This window comes from Brevibacillus sp. AG (assembly GCF_028369215.1).
GTDB lineage: Bacteria > Bacillota > Bacilli > Brevibacillales > Brevibacillaceae > Brevibacillus > Brevibacillus porteri.
This window is the reverse complement of record NZ_JAQMYO010000004.1, coordinates 44,877-61,970: the sequence shown is the minus strand read 5'-3', so window position 1 is coordinate 61,970 and position 17,094 is coordinate 44,877. Positions and strand designations below refer to the sequence as shown.

The window sequence follows — 17,094 nt, the reverse complement described above, 5'->3', positions numbered from 1 at the left end:
CGATAGGAAGATGGAGCTTACGCGAAATAGACACAGATTTTATTTTCTTCAATGTCTTCGATATGGATATCCATGTCATAGACATCTTTCAAGATCGGTCGTGTGATGATCTCGTCTGTAGTGCCTTCCTTCACGACCTTGCCATCCTTGAGAGCGACGATATAATCCGAATAGACGGAAGCGAAGTTGATATCGTGAATGACAATGACAACTGTTTTGCCCCTTTCGTCTACCAGACGTCGCAGCACTTTCATGATCTGGACGGAATGCTTCATATCCAAATTGTTGAGCGGCTCATCCAAGAGGACGTATTCCGTATTTTGAGCGACAACCATCGCGATGTAAGCGCGTTGACGCTGACCTCCACTCAACTGGTCGAGGTACTTGTGTTGAATGTCCGTGAGCTCCAAATATTGGATAGCCTCGTCTACATACTTCCAATCCTCTTTTGTCAAATTGCCTTGTGAATACGGGAAGCGACCAAAGCTGACCAACTCACGAATCGTCAACCGCACCGTAATGTGGTTCGATTGCTTGAGAATCGAGATTTTCTTTGCCAGCTCACTGCTCTTTGTCTGTCCAATCTCCTGACCCTCAATGAAAACCTCGCCTTGATCCTTGGTCAACAGGCGACTAATCATCGATAGCAGCGTACTCTTTCCGGCCCCATTGGGTCCGATAAAAGACGTGATTTTCCCCTTGGCAATCTTCACTGAGACATTTTCCACGACATTTTTGCTACCATACTGTTTTGTGACATTCCGGACTTCTATCACGCTTTATTCTCCTTTAGCAGAAGATAGATGAAGTAAACCCCACCAATAAAGTTGACGATGACACTGAGCGTCGTGGAGAACGCTAGTACACGCTCCACAATCAACAAACCGCCAACCAGTGCAATCACACTGATTAAAGCCGAGCCCAGCAGCAAGTATTTATGCTGATAGGTTTTCATAAACTGATGGGCGAGATTCGCTACCAACAGTCCAAGGAAGGTAATCGGTCCAACGAGCGCTGTCGCGATCGATACGAGAATGGCAATGACGACGAGAAACCGCTTGATGACAAAATCGTACGGAATCCCCAAATTGATCGCCTGATCCCGACCGAGTGATAACACATCCAAGTACTTGATGTATCGCCAGAAGTAAATCATGATTCCGATGACCAGAACAAAGCTCGTAATCAACAGGTCTGTTTTTACATTGTTGAAGCTGGCGAACATTCGGTCTTGCACAACCAGAAACTCATTCGGATCAATCAATACTTGCATGAACGTGGACAAACTGCTGAACAATGTGCCCAAGATCAATCCGATGAGGAGCAGGAAGTAAATATTTTCCCCTTCCCTCTTAAACAGGAATTTGTAGAGCAAGCCTGCGAAAAGCACCATCCCACCTGTCGAGATCAGAAAGTTCACGTTGTTGTTCATCAAGGTGAAATGAGTGGAGCCAAACACAAAGATCACAAATGTTTGGATGAACATATAGAGCGAATCGAGGCCGATGATGCTAGGCGTCAAGATTCGGTTGTTCGTGATTGTCTGGAAGATCATCGTAGAGAAGGCGATGATGCAACCGGTTAAAATGATGGCAAGAATTTTCTTAGCCCGCCGAGGAAGGACATAATCCCAGTTGCCACCGGCGTCAATCATCATAAAAATGGCTATCAAAGCAATGGCCACAATCGACAGGGCACCTATCTTCGCTTTCATTGTTCATATGCCTTTCTTCTCATGAGTAAGTACACGAATATCCCGCTGCCTATGACCCCAACCATCAAGCCGATGGAAATCTCGTATGGGAAGATGATGAGGCGTCCCAGGATATCACAAGCAAGTACAAACACCGCGCCAAGCAAAGCGGTATGAGATAAGCTTTTTTTCAGGTTATCTCCCAGGTAGATCGTAACCAGGTTGGGAATGATCAGCCCCAAAAACGGGATTGTCCCTACCGTGAGAATGACTACCGACGTTACACAAGCGACGATGACCAATCCAATGTTGACGACATGCTTGTAGTTCAACCCGAGGTTGATGGCGAACTCTTCACCCATTCCCGCAATGGTGAACTTGTTCGCATACAAGTAAGCGATAATCACCAGCGGAATACTTATGTACAAAAGCTCGTAGCTGCCTTTCATAATGGTGGAGAAATCTCCATGCAACCAAGCAGACATGTTTTGCATCAGGTCATGCTTATAAGCGAAAAACGTCGTGATGGATCCGACGATGTTTCCAAACATCAGTCCCACTAACGGGATGAATATAGAGTCTTTAAATTTGATTCTTTCAAGAATCTTCATAAAGACAAAGGTTCCAAAGAGAGCAAATGCAAAAGCAACGAGCAGCCTCACCCATGAGCTCGCATCAGCGAACACCAAGAGTGAAACCAATATTCCGAATCGAACGGAGTCCTCTGTCCCTGCTGTCGTCGGAGAAACGAACTTGTTTCGGGTCAGCTGTTGCATGATCAATCCGGCGATACTCATGCTGATCCCTGCGATGATAATGCTGATCAAACGCGGAATCCTGCTAATCCACAGCACTTGCACTTTGTCATCTGTGAGATTGAACAAATCCCACGGAGATATATCTTTCACGCCAATAAAAAGTGAAACGAACGATAGCAAAATAAGTGCTACAACCAAATATCTCTTTTTCATCGCGTCCCTACTCTTCTTACTTTTTCCTGGAGTAATGTTCCGTATTGACTCGAGTATTTACGAGAGAGAATAATTCTCATGATCATTAATAAAGAGATTCATTCTCAATTAGAACTACCTTTGTTATATTAGCACTTCTTTATCGGAAGGGAAAGCTTTTTTTCATTAGTCGGCTAATTTTTTCCTCAACCTGTCAAAATACCGACACGAACAAGAAAACCGCCAGAGCAAAAGCCCTGACGGTCCTGATTTATTTAGATGTGAACGAGCCTTTTATGTTTAGAACGGTTCGCTCTCCGCTCCCGTCATTTTCAATTCGTACATTTCCTTCGACAGTATCAATGACCATGTCGCCGCTGTCGTCGGATATCTTTATGTCGCCCTTATGATTTCGAATAACCATATCGCCAGATTGATCGTGAATCTCTACATTTCCACCCGTATTTTCCATGAAGATATCACCCGAGTCATCCTCGATCAGTTTGAGGGCAGACGCGTCCTTGATCGTAATGTCACCGGACTGATCGCGAATCTCTACCTCTCCGTTCGTATTCGTTAATTGAATATCACCGGAGTCATCCTCAATCGTGAGCTTTCCTGTTAGATTCGTCATGTCAATATCTCCTGATCCATCGGTAAGGGCTATCGGCAGCTGGGCAGGAACGATTACCGTTAACGTCATATCCACATAGTTAAAACCGATCTCCGTGTTCGTTTCGGATCGTAGTGTTGCGTTATTCCCATCCTTCTCGAGTGTAATGATGATTTCTTCGGGTTTGACACTTTTCGTTTTGATATCGGCTTCTACACGAATCGCGGTTGCTTTTTCATCACCTTTGACGATCAAATTACCTGAATCCGTAACAATATTCAACGCCTCGATGGACTCCGCTGGTAATTCAAGCTGTCTTTTTTCTTCATCAATCTTGATCACTTTATCGCTGATCGTGCATCCGGCCAAGCCGATTCCTACAGCGATTAGACCTACTCCTATCCACTGTTTCACTTGTTTCATCTGTTGTTCCCCTCGATACTGGTTATTTTTACAAGATAAGTTCTATAACATCGTAGCAAAACAGCGTAGAAGAGAAATCAGGCTACAGCGTTGTTCTCATGTCAGTCTGCAGACGGATATTCCATTGTATAGATCGCGTTTTTTCCCTACACTACAAGTAAGAATATTTTACCAATTAAGTCGCCTCGGAGGGTAAAACAATGGACTTGAATCGAATCCAATTTGTGACGGATGCTTTTCCGTGCTTTTCCCTTGTTCCGGAAGCCGCATGGCGCCATCCTGACATAACAGCGGAACGCTTTTCTCCCCAGCTTACGATGCAGCAGGGTCATCTGTTTGCCCATGCCGCTTTTGTATTGTCAGGCAAGGTCCGCGTCTATATCATCAGCGAGTCAGGACGTGAGGTTACGTTATACCGGGTACAGCGCGGGGGAGTCTGTGTCCTCATGATGGCAAGTATTTTAGGTGAGACGGGCTATGAAGCGTCTGCACAGCTAGAAGAGGAAACCGAGCTGCTGCTTTTGCCTGTAGATGTTTTCAAAGACTGGATGGATCGCTATAAGGATCTGCGTCAGTTTATTTACCGAAACATGATCAACCGAATGGTCTCTGTCACGTCTCTAGTCGAAGATATCGCGTTTAAGCCGATCAACGCCCGCATCGCCGAATTATTACTCCGTCGTACCACGGATTCTCGCAATCACCTATCGATTACCCATGAAGCGATTGCCATTGAACTCGGGACTGCCAGAGAAGTAATCAGTCGGTCACTCAAGGAGTTTGAGAAAGCCGGATGGCTTCAGTTAGGACGAGGCCGAATCGCTGCTATTCGCCGTGATGCCCTCCAGGAAAAACTTTTTCCTGGTGATTGGTGAGAATGGTGAGTAAGTTACAGAAGCAAGTATCTTCCCTCTCTACAATGAAGTCGTAGCCACTACCCATGGAATGGAGAGGATGTTTCATGTCAAAAGCACGTTCGTATTATGAATCAGCAAATTTGTCGCATATCCCTGAATTGATGAAATTGGCCCCTGAGGCTGCCGCTTCTTATTTTTCTCTCGAGCGACAAATCTACCAGCAATCCCACCAGCTCCCGGTCAAAACGAAAGAGTTGATTGCCATTGTGGTCGCTCATGTGACTGGCTGCCCCTACTGCATCGATGTTCATGTCAAAAAGTAAAAAAGAGCTAGGCGGCACCATGGAGGAAATAATGGAGGCTCTACTCGTTGCCGCAGTGACACGTTCCGGTGCCATCTTAAGTCATGGGGTCAATGCCTTGCTCGCCTATCGTGATGCTCCCGGCAAGCCAGATTGCTTTTGCTAACCCAACTATATCAACCATTTGGAAAATAAAACAAACGAATCCAGTTTCATCACAAACTGGAATTCGTTTGTTTTTTTATATGTTCATCTACACTTTTTATGATCAAATGATTGCGACATTTTTCCTATCAGTGTTATGGTAAAAGCAGACAATTTACTTACTAAGAATAACTAACCGTTTCGAAACAGGAGGTTTTATGGCTCGTATACTGATAGCAGACGACTCCCTTGTAGTACGAGATTACATGAAAATCATTTTGGAACTGGCGGGCCATCAAGTCATTGCAGAAGCGACGAATGGATTGGACGCCTATCAAAAGTATGCGGCCCATCTCCCCGACGTGGTGACGATGGATATCAATATGCCAGGAATGAATGGCATAGAGACTGTCAAAAAAATCATCGGCACCTTCCCCGACGCCAACATCATTATGGTCAGCACCAACGGATTAAAGCCGCTCGTTTTTGAAGCAATCAACGCTGGAGCGCGCCATTATATTCTAAAACCGATCGATGAAGAACGACTTTTGGCTTCCATTACGAATTCTCTTTAGTCGATCAAACAAAAAAACTGAGGCACGGTCGCCTCAGTTTTTTCTATGGGTCTAGCGAATGTCTTCCAACGGGATTCGGAAGGTAAAGCGGGTGCCCTCTCCTTTTTGAGTATCAACCTGAAGGGTTCCACCCAACTGCTCAACCTCTTGCTTAACAATGGACAGGCCAATTCCTCTGCCCGATACGAGACTCGCATTTTCTTGCACCGTGGCATGCTCCGCCATTGCCAACTTTAGCTTTTCCCTATCTCCGCCCCGCCCATCATCACGAATCGTGACACACAAGGAAGTATCCTCTTGCCAAATGCGGCATTGAATCTTGCCGCTGCGTTCTTTTCCGTATGCCAATCGTTCTTGTTCTTCTTCCATTCCATGATCGATGGCATTGTTGAATACGTGAACCAAGCTCCTCGCAAAATTCTCGAATCGCTCCGGATCGACCAGTACTTCTTCTGCATCCCATTCGACCGGATCGATGGTCTTATTCAGACGGATAGCGAGCTCACTTACATAGTCTTCATACCGGGACAACATGTCCTTCATAGGACGATAGCGAAGCTTGCGGATGCGGTGGAGCAGCTCCTGCTGAGCTTCCCCCTGTATCAGACTGGTGATCTCATGCTCGAAGCTTTCCCATTGCTCTTTTGCAATGGTGTACACATGCTCGTTATGATCCAGGAACCCGACCCCGAGCTTGTGCTGCATGATCGACAAATCTTGTTGCATCGCAGCTTGAACCTCTGCGAATGACTGCTGGGCGCGCACATCCTCGTCGGAGAGGCGTTCTTCGGACTTTGCCCATTGAATCAACCACGATTCCAAATCATGCAGCTTTTGCGGTGTATGAATCAAGTGTAATTGGCTGAAGTCACCTTTAAATTGATGAATCTGAGCGACCACTTTGAATAGTTTCTCGGAATCCGCCATCTCTTCTCCGAGGACTCGCTTCCACCCATCCTCAAAGAAAGCATCAAAATCTCGCAGTACCTTTTGGAAGAGCGGGAGACTAATCGCAACAGTTACGACCATATTCAACCTTTGCCATTCTCGCTCCATCTTGGATTTGAGCGCCCGTTGCTCACTCATATCAGTCAGGATCAGCATCAAGCCCTCTGGCGAATCTCGCCGATCTTCATAAATCGGCTTACATGCCAGCTTCAACGGCATTTGATTGATCTGGATTTCCGTAGGAAAAAGACTGAGATACAGCTCTTTTTGCCCTTGGTCTTTTGCTTCAAAGTACTTTTCCAAAAGGGATTCAATAAACATGCTGTCCTCTGCACGATCTGGGTATAGTAGCTCAGCGACCGACACCCCAGCCAGTTCTCGACCAAAAATTCGTAGACATTCCCGACTGTATTCGGAATGGACCAGCAGGTTTTTGGAAAAAGACAGAAAGCCTTGTCCCGCATTGTTTAACAGATTTTTATTCGCTTGCAAAAGGGCCTGAATTTCATTGGTACGCTCTGTCACGATCTTTTCCAAGGATTGATTCCATTGCTCCAATTGATGATACAGTCTCGCATTTTCAATAAAGATCGCAATTTGCGAGAAGATCAGTCTGAGCGGCTCTGAGCGTTTTTCGTTGAACACATGTGTCGTCTCGTTGTTCTCCAAATAAATGACGCCGATCATTTTTCCTTGCTGCCATAGCGGGGAGCATAGAATGGATTTCGGCTCGTGCTTCGCAATGTACGTATCGCGGAAAAAGACGCCTTCAACCGAAGCGTTGTGGAGCACCAGCATCTCTTCTGTACGAATGGTGTAATTCACGACGGCGACAGAGAGCATCCCGCTATGCTCATACGGGACAGACTGCATGATCTCCACGTCCAAATCGACAGAGCCTGCCGCTTCGATGAGCCATTCACCATCTTTTTTCAGCAGGAGGATTCCTTTCTCCGCACCTGCATTGCTCATCACCGTGCGCAGCATCGTGGCCAGCAGCATTTCCAAGCGGAGCTCGCTAGCAATCGTTTGCGATGCCTTGATGACACTCATTAAATCGACGAGGTCTGCTGTCTGGTCAGTCGTGGCAATCTCGGCGGAAGCTCCTAAGCTTCTTACCCGTTGCAAAAGATAAGGGTACCGTTCCCCAATCTCTCGTGCCTTGGCGACCGCTCCCCAAAGCATGTAAACCTCGTGTGCCTCAGTCATGTATACCTTCGCAATCGTATCGAGTCCAAGTGCCAAGTAATGCTGGGCGGCCAATTCATTTGCCATTGCCTCGTTTTGCAAGAAAACATCTTTTTTGGCGAGTTGAACCGCTTGTTCATAAAAAGGACCTGCTTCTTGTTTTTTCTCAGTGACACGCAGCCACTCAGCATGCATCAATAACCACTTGTGCTGAAAATTTTCCGGGCATTCCTTTGCCCACGTCTTCATCTTTTTGATATTTCCTTTGATTTTTTTCCCATACTTCGATTTTTCCTGTCGGTTGGCGTTCTCATAGAGCCCCGTCAATGCCAGTGTTTGCATAAAAACTTGCTGGCTGACAAGAACTTGTCCGCTGACTGAATCCATCCATTGCTCTGCTTCGCCCAGCAGCTCTGCAGCCTCCAGGTGGTTCCCGTACATGAGATGAACCATCGATTTATAGTAGTGGTACATGTACCGCTTGTAGCTGTTTCCTTCTTTTTGCAGGTTGCTTACATATGCCGCTTCGTCAAATCCATCATGGCAAAACGCCGTTCGTTCCTTGTCGGTCCACCGTGTAAAAGTATGCAGCGCCTGGCGCAATAACAGGAGTCGATCATCGTGATCAACGACCTTGATTTGTTGAATCATATCGCTGTATTCCTCGATTTGCTGCTCCAATTCTTCCACTGGCACACCGCAGTAGAGCATGGCCTCCAAAAGCCCATGGGCATTGTAGGCAGCATAAATGTTGCCGCCACCATCCAAACCGAGCTGAATCGCTTTTTTCAGGAGAGGGATATTCGTCCGCGCATGCTCGCACCAGTGATTAATCAGTAAGGCAAACGCGCCATACGCCTTCGTCATGGCGATCGGATCGGCGAAACTGTCTGCTACACGGCAAGCCAATTGCCCAAATTCGTAAGCCTCTCGATAATTTCCGAATTGAGCAGCTTGTACGATCCCGTAACCGGTATAACCGTTCGCCGAGGCGACCGCGTTTCCGTGTACGAGCGACAGATGAAGGGCACGCAAAATCGTTAAAGCAAACCAATTGAGATTGACATAGTAAGCAGATGGGCCTGCGTAGCTGATGATGCTCATCGCCATCTGATAATTTTCATCGGGAACATCCGGCAAATACAGCAGCTCATCTATTTTCCGGCCTTTGAGACGGCGTTTGATGTGAAACATTTCCTTAATGATATCGAGCTTGCCAGGCTTTTTGGGAATCGGTACTCCCAATAACCCCAAGGCTTCGCTTGCGATCTCCATGACACGAGGAAATTCAGCCAGTCGTGTATACATGCGAATTTCCATTTCCAAAATGCGTACTCGTTCTCGGTCTGTTTTGGCATGCTGCATCCCGCGTTCAAACAATTGTTTTGCCTCATCCAATTGGTTACAGAGGTACGTCGTCTCCGCAGTCAACGCACACAACTCCATGGTCAGATCATGATTGTGCTGCCAGCCCTCTTCCCCGACCAGCTCGAGACCACGTTGGAAGTACTGCAAGGCGGACTCAAATGCCGCAGAGGATTTCGCTTTTTGACCAGCGAGTAAATGACAGTACGCTACATGAATACGCTCCGCCTGATCCTCCAGTATCTCTTTGCCCCGGTACATATGATCGCAAATTTCGAACAGGGAGCCAGATTCGCTCCCTTGGGACATTTCCCACATCATCCTGCCCAGCTTGACGTGAATCTGTCCGCGCTCTGCCTCTGCTAACAACGAATAGGCGGCCTGTTGAATTCGATCATGCACAAAGCGGAAACGAATCTTCATCTGAGACGCCACTTCTTCTTCCACGAGCGCAGCGTAATTCAGATATTCCGCTCCTTCAATCGGATAGATGAGACCTTCCTCAATCGCAGGCCGTATATGCTGGATGGCTTCTGACTCCGTTTGATTTCGTGACTTGGCTATCAAATGAAGCAAAAACGAGTTACCCAGACAAGCAGCATAACCGAGCTGCTGCTGAGTGGAATCAGGCAATCTTCTCATTTTTTCTACGAGAAAATCGGCCACGTTTTCCGTAGTACCCAGCTTCTCGATTTCTGCCAAATCCCATTGCCAATTCCGTTCTTCTCTCACATACCACAGCAAGTTCCGATCATACAGCGTTTTAATGAATTCTCTTACATAAAACGGATTCCCAGCTGTTTTCTGCATGATAATCGTAACCAGCGGCTTCGTCATATCCGGCTCACTATGCAACGCATCCGCTAGCATCGCATTGAATTCGGGTTCTCGAAGCGGCAATAACGTGAATTGACGCAAAGTGCGGCTCTTGATACCTGTCTCTGTCAAAAGGGCAATCAACGGATTCATCGTACTGCCATCATGCTCACGATAAGCGCAAATCAGCAGAAAATGACTGATCTGCATATCCGCAACCAACTCTCGGATCAGGAAAAGCGAAGAAGAATCCGCCCACTGCAAATCATCTAGGAACAAGACAAGTGGATGGTCTGGTCGCGCCCAAATCCGAATAAAGCGTTGCATCACCCATTGAAAGCGATTTTTTGCTTCTGTTGCAGGTAGCTCAGGTACGGCAGGCTGTTTGCCAATCACTGCCTCAAGCTGTGGAATGACATCCACGATCACTTGACCAAGTCCTTGCATGGCGTCGAGTATCATCTCTCGCCAAGCGAGCAGCTCGCGTTCGTGGCCTGCCAAGAGCTGCTTGATCAAGTCCTGAAAGATTTGAATGATGGCCGAATACGGAACGGCCTGATTATATTGGTCGAACTTTCCTGAAACAAAACGTCCCCGGCCTCTCAAAAACGCTTTTTGCGCTTCTAGCACGAGAGCAGATTTACCCACGCCTGCAGAGCCACTGAGGACAACCATCCTCGTAGCGCCGTTCGTAACTTGCTCAAATGCATCGATGAGCATCTGGATTTCTTGCTCACGTCCATACAGCCTCTCTGGAATCCGCAAGTGATCAGCACGATCTTCTAAAGCAAGCGGAAAAGGCGTAATCAAACCGTTTTGTTCAAGCTGGTCATAGCAGCGCTGCATGTCTGCCAGTAAGCCAGACATGCTAAAGTAGCGATCCTCTGTATTTTTTGACAGACACTTCATCACAATGTCCGATAGAATCTCTGGAACGGATGGTTTTACACTGGAGGGAGCGAGCGGCTTTCTCGCCATATGAGCATGTATGAGTTCAAGCATGTCCGAAGTTAAAAAGGGCAGCTTTCCAGTCAATAACTCGTAGAGCGTGACACCAAAAGAATAAATGTCGGAGCGGTAATCGACGGTGCGATTCATTCTCCCCGTCTGCTCCGGCGAGACGTAGCGAAGATTCCCCTTCCATTCTTTTGGATTCATCACACTTTGGTATTCTTGGTGGCATTTAGACGCCAACCCAAAGCTAACAAGCTTTACCTCATAGGTTTCAGGATGAACCAGGATATGATCGGGATTTACATCCTTATGAATGATTCCGTGCTGATGGATTTCTTTCAAGCAGGAAGCCATGCGGACCGCAATGAAGAGCATCTCCTTCAGCGACAGTCCTTTCATTTTCATAAGCAAGGCGAGCGGCACTCCCCCGAAATCTTCCGTAATCATTACCGTCTCACGGTTGTGATTAACGAGTTCGATGATCGTTTCCACTGCATGGGATTCCAATGATTGAAGAATGCGATATTCATGCTTCAGTTTCCACAGAGATTCTTTATGGGAAGATCCTTCCATCGGTACTTTGAATAAGACAGGGAGATTGTCGTTATTTCTGTAACCCCGATAAATTCCCAATTTTGAATGAGTGGAAAGAAACTCTACCACCCTATACCCTGGAACCACGATCATGCCGCTCATACTATCCACTCCATCTTTAGGTAGAACATCCTATCTTTTTAATTGTTGCCCCGGAACAATTAATCTATATTTAATCTATATTCTGTCTTAATATAATCTCTTTTTACTATTTTCTAAGGAGGTATAGTTTTGTCAAATTTAAGTCGCAGTGTAAGTAACCCGCACAATAATGAAGTAGTTACCTTTTTGAAGACAACGGAAGAAACGAATGGCGAATATTTGTTATTCCGTACCGATCTTCCACCGGATAACGGGATTTTTCTACACTATCATACAAAACTTGTCGAAACCTTTGAAGGTGTAATTGGAAATTTAGAGGTAACCATTGCTGGAAAAAAAGTAATCCTGAAGCCGGGAGAGAAGCTAACCATTCCGACAGACAAGATTCATGGGTTCCACAATCCCTCTAACGAATTCGTTAGCTTCGATGTGGAAATCCGTCCGGCAGGTACTTTTGAAGCGTTTGTCCGCTGTGGATACGGGCTCGATACAGATGGGCGTAGCTTTTATTTGCCGATTATCAAGCAGAATATCCCGAAAAATATCCTCCTCTTGGGAACGATCTTTCAGATGGGGCAGTTTTACCTCCCTATCATTCCGCGCTTCCTGCAAAAAGGCATGTTCGCTGTGTTCGCTGCACTGGCTCGTTGGACAGGTTCAGATAAGTCGCTGGAAAAATACTACAAAACCTCTCCAGCTGCCCCAGTCTCCCATACCGAAATCGAGCAAACAGCGCAAAAGACGTTGCAAGGATAAAATGGGAAAGACACCATAGGGATTACTCCAGCTTGGTGTCCTCCACGCTTTTTATATCCACATATTCCAACCTGGATTCATTGTTTTATCGTGTAAGCTCGTGTAACTGCTTCACCGTATCAGAGCGTGAAGCTGCTCTTCCACGTTGTTTTGGCACATGCCTCCATGATAACAAATGATACTAGTAATTTCCAAGTTCTCGAATTTTTTTAATGAGTTTACTGCCATTTCCATATCGAGAGTGTTTTGCGGAATCGGTCCTCGCAGTGCTTCGTTCATGTAGACCATAGCATCGCCTGCTATCAAGGTCTTGCTATCTTGTACATATAGGCTGATATGCCCCGGCGTGTGTCCGGGAGTATGAATGATGCGAATTCCCCCACAATACGGCAGAATCTCTGCGTCTGCCAGTGTCTTGTGCACCATTGCCTTTGGCGGATTTTCGCAAAGCCATTGCAAGTGCTCGCGTTCCTTTTCAGGCAACATCGCAAGTAATGGGGCCATGCTTTTGGGGTTTGCTTTGAGGAGAGGGCGTGTGCCTTCAATATACGGCTGATCTAGCTCATGCGCGTATATTTCAACCTGTCCGCCAAGCTCACGAACGATTTCTGGAAGACTGCCAATATGATCAATGTCCTGATGTGTCAAAATGATAGCCTGTAAACGCTCAGGTGGTATGCCAGCACGGCTCATCTCCTGACGAATGGTCTCCCATGAACCAGGCATTCCTGTATCTACTAATACCGCTCGGTCATCATCCCAAAGCAAGGTGGGATAGATCACCATCGGCTTGCCAAATGCCTCTCCTTGTAACGGAATCATTTTCACACCTGTGTTAGCTTTCATACCCTATTCCTCCTCACACCATTTCATCGCACAACTACTTTTTATCACGGAGCGAGGAGTTATTTCAACAGAAAAATATTTTATTATATCACAAATAAAAATATTTGTCAATATATTTTCAAGGCGTTTTCTTGTACAACAACGCCCCCCGAAATACGCGGTCGCTCCTACCAGAGCAGACCGCGTTGGCGTTTTATTTACTTAAGGTGTCGTTGTCTGAACAGGCTGCCCGCCCGTTGATGCATCTTGGCTTCGCTCCCCAAGAACGCCACGAACAGGTTGGATGTCAGGCTCGTCCACCATCAACCGATAAACCGGTACGAACACAGCCGGAGGACGGATCGGTTCAGGCTTTGTTTCAGGTGGCTGTACATGCGTACTCGTACCTCCCCAAACCATGTAGCCTCCCCACGCTCCAGCACCTAGCAAGACAACTACGCTGGATATCACCGTAGCTTTGTGCCGAAACAGCTTCACGAGCGGATTGGCTGTTTCGCTGCGTACCTCGTCCAAAAGCTTGCGGAAATCAGCATTTCGGATCGCATACCACCGTTTTCGCCATTCTTTGTCCCGCAATCTCTTACCTTTCTCCTCAAGGAAGAAGGCCTTCAGTGCTTGTCTGTATGCAGGCAGCAAATACTTCCCTTCGAAAAACATCCGCTGGCTCATTGTCCATTGGATAAAGGACAGTGTAACGGATTCCCCACCATTTTGCTGAACATACTCCAGCAATTCTGCAAACTGGAAGCCTTCCTGACCAAAATGATCTTCCCGGTAAAAGACCAGCGGCATCTGCGGGAACTCGTCCGCATGGAGCGGTTTACTCAACATATTCTGGATCATTCTTTGCTGCACGGAAATCGCTTCCCGATCCCATTTCCGGAAAAACTCTGCCGGGTGTGGCGTGCTTCTCTCTTCGTGCAGCTTCGCCAGATTCAAGAGCATTTCTTGTTTGTGGCGACTCTCCAGATCCAGCGTTCCGAAAAAGCTCTGTGGCTTCTCCTCCAAGAGGGCGATGAGCACTTGGAAATCATCCTTGGATAGCGTGTCTAGCGCGACGAGCTTCATCAAGGACTTGTCCAGCTCATCCAACAGCTCATCGGCATAGCTGCGTGCCCCATCGATGCTTTCAAAGAACTGATGAATGGTAATGGCGGCAGTGAGCTTTTGACGTTCACGCGCAAATAGACGCAATACTTTTTCCGTCGTGGTAGCAACAAAAACGGCATTGCGCATAGCTTGCGGTTCTGTTTCCGTCCAAAACCGGATTTCCTTTAACATCTGGTCCAAACTGGTCACGGCGGCTACCCGCTCGGTCATATAATCCTCAAAGAGCGGCTTCACCAACTGTGGATAGCCAAAAATCGTCCGCATCATGAAGCCAAACAGCTCCCGGTTGCTGGACAAATGCTTGTACACTTCTGCCACGTAGCTGCTCTGTCTCGAGGTCTTGGCCTTCATCAACACGTCCATCAAGAAGCGGATCAAATCCATTTGCAGGCGTTCCTGCCTGGTGACACGGTAGGACTCAATCATTTGCTTGATCGTCTCACCGTCAGGCAGCTGTTTGGACGAAAGCGCCTCTACCTCGACCCTCATCAGCATTTCCTGAAGTTCGATCAGCCGTTTCTTGCGTGTCAGGCTGCTGTGTCCCAAATAGCTGTTCAACGCCTGCCAAACGCCCGCCCGCTTGCTCTCATACACAGACGTTCGTCCCTTTTCAATCAAATACAGGGCACACAGCTCATAGTACGTGCGAATGTTCAAGGCCAGTGCATGGTCTGCTCCAGCCAGCACTTCCTCACAAAATTCGTGGAACGCATCCAAAATCCGTGGCTCATTCACATACTCCCAAGCAAAGTCGAGGTATTCGTGTCCTCCGTCCTGCAAATCGACGTTCTGAACGCGACCAAGGGCGAAGTCGAACAAAAAGTCTTTGTCGCTGTGCCCCCCGCCTGGGCGTATGCTTCCTTTTTCCACGAACGTGACGTGGATATGCTTCTTGCTCTGCGGCTCGTTGCTAAAAGTGAGAAACCCAAAATGTCTGCGCATCTCATAAGGCAGACAACTGTACAAAATCTCCAACAATTGAGCAGCACTCTTGGATGAGGCACTAATATCCACATCCAGGCTGATGAACACCTTCTTTTTCGCTGCGAGCGAGGACATCACCGCAAAGAGGAGCTGTTTGAATAAACGCTCATCGACGCCCAGTTGCCCAAGCAGCTGTTTTCGGTCTTGCGATAAGCCTTTTTCTGAAGGGATGTCATCGACGGTAGGAAGCTCCTTGCCCGCTGCATCGTCGTGACGATCCGTAAAAGAGCGCACTCCAAAGATCTTGCCCGGGTTCTTGATAAACTCATCCCGACGCTCTACCGGAATGACATAGTTGTGGCTAAAAAACGTATTGCGCTGACCGGTAAAATCCGCTCCGACAAATACACTTCTACCGAGAACCATCTCTCCTGATTCGGCATGGAAGCTGACAAGCGCCTCCGGGAAGAGCGCCAGATTGCTTTCCGCCCGCTCTTGAAGCTGTCGCGGCGCGTCGTACACGCAAAACGGATGGAGCGCCTTTTTAATGAATTGGTTATCCAGCCCTGGCGTTTTGGCGACAGTATCGTATCCTTCGTTCGAACGGAAAACCCCTTGTCGCCCGCGGGTGTAGTACTGCTGCAAAATGGGCTGACGGTTGCTCACTACCGCTCCCTCCCCTCGATGTAATCAAGCTGGTGCATCAACCAAATAAACGGTTCATCGACGCGAATCGGCGTCACGACACCACTCACCCTTTGATTGACGGGATTGCTCCCCAGCGCAGATACAGCGAAATAGGCCGTATTCGTAAAGTAAACATCCAACGCGTCTTTAAACGGTCTATCCACCTTTTCGATGAACCGGCGGATCTCCCCATCGATGTTCTCAAATTCAGTCGTATTTAAATATTGTTCATGGACGAAATTGCGGAAAACGTTGCTGTTGGACTTGATGTATTCGCCGTCGTCTTCCTTGATCAGATGCAGCATGTCGCTCTTCGTCAATACGACAGCAGTCGGAATATGTGTCTTGCTCTGCTCCTGATAGCCGATGAAGTTCTCAAACAGCGTAATAACGACCTCACGCGGCTCGTCGTACCTTGCCGTGAATTCCCCGGGCTCATCACCTGCTTGCAACATGACCCGATCGCGAATTGTCTTGATTTGCAGCGGATCAACCAGGAACAAGATGCCTGATGAGTTTTTCACATGCGCCGCATACAGCTCCAAATACTCGCGGTCGACCATTCCCTCGCCCGCTACGTCAAAAAACACCAGGATCAACGGTGCCTTGTCGCTATCCTTGAAAATGAACTGGAAGATGAACGGCTCCTGACGCTTTTCTTTTTGCGTAGAATCAAGCAGCTGTCCGCGTTCAAACAAGGGTGCCTCATAGTTCTCCCGGAACTTGCGGCTAATCTGCGCATTGAGCGGCATACACGCTGCATCGAAGTGATTCGCAGTCGTGTTCTGCAAGGTATGGATCAATGAGGTCATGTAAACGGACTTCCCGACTTGGGATGCCCCTACAATCGAAATAATGTTGCTCGGCGCTTTGCCAGCTGTAATCGGCAGCTCGTTGTGGCATTTCGGGCATAATCTGCGCTTGGAAACCATGCCATACCGATCGGTCACACCTGCGAGGACGTTATCAACGTACAAATGGTTTTCCTCCGGGATGGATTCAGGATCGATCACCGCTTCCAACTCGTCGACGGCATCGAGTCCGAATTTATCCCGATACGCATTGAGAATCTCATCCTCCTGCAACGCGTAGTCTTCGTCGTCCTGACGATGATGTGTGGCACGGAAGACAACTTGGTCTGGTCCGTATTTGGCGAAGCAGTACGGACAGACAATATCGTAAAAAGGAAGCCGTTCCTTGACCTGCGGCTTCTTTTCAAACATGTTTTTCAAAAACGACAGCATGGC

The 17,094-nt window shown here is 47.5% G+C and carries 12 protein-coding genes; 4 read left to right on the top strand and 8 right to left on the bottom strand.

The window, feature by feature from the left end:
- Nucleotides 1-17: 17 nt before the first annotated feature.
- The 4 genes from POF51_RS11675 to POF51_RS11660 form a co-directional block, all read right to left on the bottom strand.
- Complete coding sequence (locus POF51_RS11675) at nucleotides 18-776, bottom strand: iron ABC transporter ATP-binding protein (RefSeq protein WP_017246625.1); 759 nt, start codon at nucleotides 774-776, stop codon at nucleotides 18-20.
- The gene (locus POF51_RS11670; RefSeq protein ID WP_271755402.1) at nucleotides 773-1,714 is read right to left on the bottom strand and encodes an iron chelate uptake ABC transporter family permease subunit; all 942 of its coding nucleotides are present in this window, start codon (nucleotides 1,712-1,714) and stop codon (nucleotides 773-775) included. Before POF51_RS11670 ends, POF51_RS11675 begins: the two co-directional genes overlap by 4 nt.
- Nucleotides 1,711-2,664, bottom strand: coding sequence for an ABC transporter permease (locus POF51_RS11665; RefSeq protein WP_017246627.1), 954 nt, complete (start codon nucleotides 2,662-2,664; stop codon nucleotides 1,711-1,713). The genes POF51_RS11670 and POF51_RS11665 overlap by 4 nt, the downstream gene beginning before the upstream one ends.
- A 250-nt stretch (nucleotides 2,665-2,914) precedes the next feature.
- On the bottom strand, nucleotides 2,915-3,679 hold the full coding sequence (locus tag POF51_RS11660) for a DUF4097 family beta strand repeat-containing protein (protein ID WP_069849878.1): 765 nt from the start codon (nucleotides 3,677-3,679) through the stop codon (nucleotides 2,915-2,917).
- Nucleotides 3,680-3,879: 200 nt separating this feature from the next.
- On the opposite strand from POF51_RS11660, the gene POF51_RS11655 reads away from it, so the two are divergent.
- The 3 genes from POF51_RS11655 to POF51_RS11645 all read left to right on the top strand — a co-directional run bounded on the left by POF51_RS11655 (nucleotide 3,880) and on the right by POF51_RS11645 (nucleotide 5,557).
- Entirely contained in the window at nucleotides 3,880-4,554 is a 675-nt protein-coding gene (locus POF51_RS11655) for a Crp/Fnr family transcriptional regulator (protein WP_069849880.1), read from the top strand.
- Between the two features lie 86 nt (nucleotides 4,555-4,640).
- Nucleotides 4,641-4,859 carry a carboxymuconolactone decarboxylase family protein gene (locus tag POF51_RS11650; protein ID WP_271755401.1) on the top strand — a complete coding sequence of 73 codons (219 nt, stop codon included), beginning with the start codon at nucleotides 4,641-4,643 and terminating at the stop codon, nucleotides 4,857-4,859.
- A 341-nt stretch (nucleotides 4,860-5,200) separates the two neighbouring features.
- Nucleotides 5,201-5,557 carry a response regulator transcription factor gene (locus POF51_RS11645; protein WP_069849884.1) on the top strand — a complete coding sequence of 119 codons (357 nt, stop codon included), beginning with the start codon at nucleotides 5,201-5,203 and terminating at the stop codon, nucleotides 5,555-5,557.
- Between the two features lie 51 nt (nucleotides 5,558-5,608).
- On the opposite strand, the gene POF51_RS11640 is transcribed toward POF51_RS11645, so the two are convergent.
- A complete protein-coding gene (locus POF51_RS11640) occupies nucleotides 5,609-11,524 on the bottom strand; it encodes an AAA family ATPase (RefSeq protein WP_069849886.1) in 5,916 nt (1,971 codons plus the stop codon).
- A 129-nt stretch (nucleotides 11,525-11,653) separates the two neighbouring features.
- Between POF51_RS11640 and POF51_RS11635 the strand changes: the two genes are divergently transcribed.
- The gene (locus POF51_RS11635) at nucleotides 11,654-12,280 is read left to right on the top strand and encodes a cupin domain-containing protein (RefSeq protein WP_069849888.1); all 627 of its coding nucleotides are present in this window, start codon (nucleotides 11,654-11,656) and stop codon (nucleotides 12,278-12,280) included.
- A 111-nt stretch (nucleotides 12,281-12,391) separates the two neighbouring features.
- Here POF51_RS11635 and POF51_RS11630 read toward each other — a convergent pair whose 3' ends face one another.
- The 3 genes from POF51_RS11630 to POF51_RS11620 all read right to left on the bottom strand — a co-directional run bounded on the left by POF51_RS11630 (nucleotide 12,392) and on the right by POF51_RS11620 (nucleotide 17,091).
- Nucleotides 12,392-13,126 carry an MBL fold metallo-hydrolase gene (locus tag POF51_RS11630; protein WP_069849890.1) on the bottom strand — a complete coding sequence of 245 codons (735 nt, stop codon included), beginning with the start codon at nucleotides 13,124-13,126 and terminating at the stop codon, nucleotides 12,392-12,394.
- 201 nt (nucleotides 13,127-13,327) lie between these two features.
- Nucleotides 13,328-15,826: a GAP1-N2 domain-containing protein gene (locus POF51_RS11625; RefSeq protein ID WP_271755400.1), complete on the bottom strand. Its 2,499-nt coding sequence runs from the start codon at nucleotides 15,824-15,826 to the stop codon at nucleotides 13,328-13,330.
- The gene (locus tag POF51_RS11620; RefSeq protein WP_017246636.1) at nucleotides 15,826-17,091 is read right to left on the bottom strand and encodes a TRAFAC clade GTPase domain-containing protein; all 1,266 of its coding nucleotides are present in this window, start codon (nucleotides 17,089-17,091) and stop codon (nucleotides 15,826-15,828) included. Before POF51_RS11620 ends, POF51_RS11625 begins: the two co-directional genes overlap by 1 nt.
- Between the last annotated feature and the right edge of the window lie 3 nt (nucleotides 17,092-17,094).

Bases quoted from the DNA above. Each gene is read 5' to 3' on its own strand.
- POF51_RS11670 (WP_271755402.1), bottom strand. From the start codon at position 1,714: ATGAAAGCGAAGATAGGTGCCCTGTCGATTGTGGCCATTGCTTTGATA.
- POF51_RS11665 (WP_017246627.1), bottom strand. From the start codon at position 2,664: ATGAAAAAGAGATATTTGGTTGTAGCACTTATTTTGCTATCGTTCGTT.
- POF51_RS11660 (WP_069849878.1), bottom strand. From the start codon at position 3,679: ATGAAACAAGTGAAACAGTGGATAGGAGTAGGTCTAATCGCTGTAGGA.
- POF51_RS11655 (WP_069849880.1), top strand. From the start codon at position 3,880: ATGGACTTGAATCGAATCCAATTTGTGACGGATGCTTTTCCGTGCTTT.
- POF51_RS11650 (WP_271755401.1), top strand. From the start codon at position 4,641: ATGTCAAAAGCACGTTCGTATTATGAATCAGCAAATTTGTCGCATATC.
- POF51_RS11645 (WP_069849884.1), top strand. From the start codon at position 5,201: ATGGCTCGTATACTGATAGCAGACGACTCCCTTGTAGTACGAGATTAC.
- POF51_RS11640 (WP_069849886.1), bottom strand. From the start codon at position 11,524: ATGAGCGGCATGATCGTGGTTCCAGGGTATAGGGTGGTAGAGTTTCTT.
- POF51_RS11630 (WP_069849890.1), bottom strand. From the start codon at position 13,126: ATGAAAGCTAACACAGGTGTGAAAATGATTCCGTTACAAGGAGAGGCA.
- POF51_RS11620 (WP_017246636.1), bottom strand. From the start codon at position 17,091: ATGCTGTCGTTTTTGAAAAACATGTTTGAAAAGAAGCCGCAGGTCAAG.